The sequence below is a fragment of the Nocardioides sp. P5_C9_2 genome (genome assembly GCF_054049555.1).
In genome coordinates, this window is the sequence record NZ_JBFUMD010000667.1 from 1 (window position 1) to 1,569 (window position 1,569).

Sequence of the window (1,569 nt, forward strand, 5' to 3'; positions counted from 1 at the left end):
GCTGAGGTCCGAGCAGATGTAGGTCCCCACCGAGTTCCCCTGCTGGCCCGCCCTGCCCGCGCGCGGCGCCACCATGAGCGAGACGCCGCCCGACTGCACGGTGATGCACAGCGAGCACATGCTGCGCCGCTTGATCCCGACGCTCGCCTCGTTGATCCGGAGCACGAGCCCGTACGTCGTCCCGTCCACGTCCGCGACGAGGTAGCGGCGTGCCGGCGCTCGCGGATCCGACCAACCGAGATAGTCCAGGTCCTCCCACCGTCGACCGGCGAGGTCCTGGGGGACGGCGAGTCGCTTCGCCTCGCCCTTCGAGCAGTTGACGAAGCTGGCGCGGATCTCGGGCTCGGTCAACGGCTTCACGGGGAGGACGCTAAGGTACCTAAAGGTATTAGGCAAACCACTAAAGGAGTCAGGATGGCCCGCGCAGGACTCTCGCCCGACCTCGTGGTCCGGGCCGGGGCGGACCTGGCCGACGAGGTCGGCTTCGACGAGGTGACCGTCTCGGCGCTGGCACGCCGGCTCGGCGTCCGGGTGGCCAGCCTCTACTCCCACGTCGGCGGGTCCGACGACCTGAGGACCCGGATCGCCCTGCTCGCCCTCGACGAGCTCGCCGACCGGGCGTCCGAGGCGCTGGTCGGACGCGCCGGCAAGGACGCGCTGGTGGCCTTCGCCGGCGCCTACCGCGACTTCGCCCGCGAGCACCCGGGCCGCTACGCGGCGATGCAGCTCCGGCTCTCGCCCGAGGCCGCCGCGTCGGGGCCCGGCGGGCGGCACGCCGACCTCACCCGGGCGATCCTGCGCGGCTACGGCCTGTCCGGTCCCGACCAGACCCACGCCGTCCGGCTGATCGGCAGCGTGGTGCACGGCTTCGCGAGCCTCGAGCTGGCCGGCAGCTTCGACCACAGCGACCCGCCGCCCGACCGGACCTGGCCGCGCATCCTCGACGGCGTGGACACCGTGCTGAGGTCGTGGGCGGCCGACTCCTAGGATCGGACCATGGCCCCCCACCTCGAGCTCCTGCCCGCCGTCGACATCAAGGGCGGCCAGGCCGTCCAGCTCGTGCAGGGTGTGGACGGGTCGGAGAAGCGCTTCGGCGACCCGATCGAGGCGGCGCTGCGCTGGCAGCGGGCCGGTGCCGAGTGGATCCACCTGGTCGACCTCGACGCCGCCTTCGGCCACGGCCACAACCGCGAGCTCCAGGCCCGCATCGTCGGCGCCCTCGACATCAAGGTCGAGATGAGTGGCGGCATCCGCGACGACGAGTCGCTCGAGGCCGCGATGGCCACCGGCTGCCGCCGGGTCAACATCGGGACCGCGGCGCTCGAGCAGCCCGGGTGGTGTGCGCGGGCGATCGCCGAGCACGGCGACCGCGTCGCGGTGGGCCTCGACGTCCGCGGGCGCACGCTCGCCGCCCGTGGCTGGACCCGCGAGGGCGGCGACCTCTACGAGGTGCTGGCCCGTCTCGACTCCGAGGGGTGCGCCCGCTACGTCGTCACCGACGTCAACAAGGACGGCATGCTCCAGGGCCCCAACCTCGACCTGCTCCGCGCGGTCTGCGCGGCCACGGAC

The 1,569-nt window shown here is 73.1% G+C and carries 3 protein-coding genes; 2 read left to right on the plus strand and 1 reads right to left on the minus strand.

Features of this window, described 5'->3' with window-relative positions:
• Nucleotides 1-360, minus strand: a 360-nt coding sequence (locus ACXJKL_RS20815; protein ID WP_457208899.1) for an FBP domain-containing protein, incomplete at its 3' end; no start/stop codon positions are given.
• Between the two features lie 54 nt (nucleotides 361-414).
• Between ACXJKL_RS20815 and ACXJKL_RS20820 the strand changes: the two genes are divergently transcribed.
• Together ACXJKL_RS20820 and ACXJKL_RS20825 are read left to right on the plus strand one after the other, a co-directional pair.
• Nucleotides 415-987 (plus strand): TetR/AcrR family transcriptional regulator, encoded by a 573-nt coding sequence (locus tag ACXJKL_RS20820; protein ID WP_457208900.1) that lies wholly within the window; start codon nucleotides 415-417, stop codon nucleotides 985-987.
• 9 nt (nucleotides 988-996) lie between these two features.
• A partial coding sequence (locus tag ACXJKL_RS20825) for a HisA/HisF-related TIM barrel protein (RefSeq protein ID WP_457208901.1) occupies nucleotides 997-1,569 on the plus strand: 573 nt, incomplete at its 3' end.

Coding starts and splice junctions, on each gene's coding strand:
- ACXJKL_RS20820 (WP_457208900.1), top strand. CDS start 415: ATGGCCCGCGCAGGACTCTCGCCCGACCTCGTGGTCCGGGCCGGGGCG.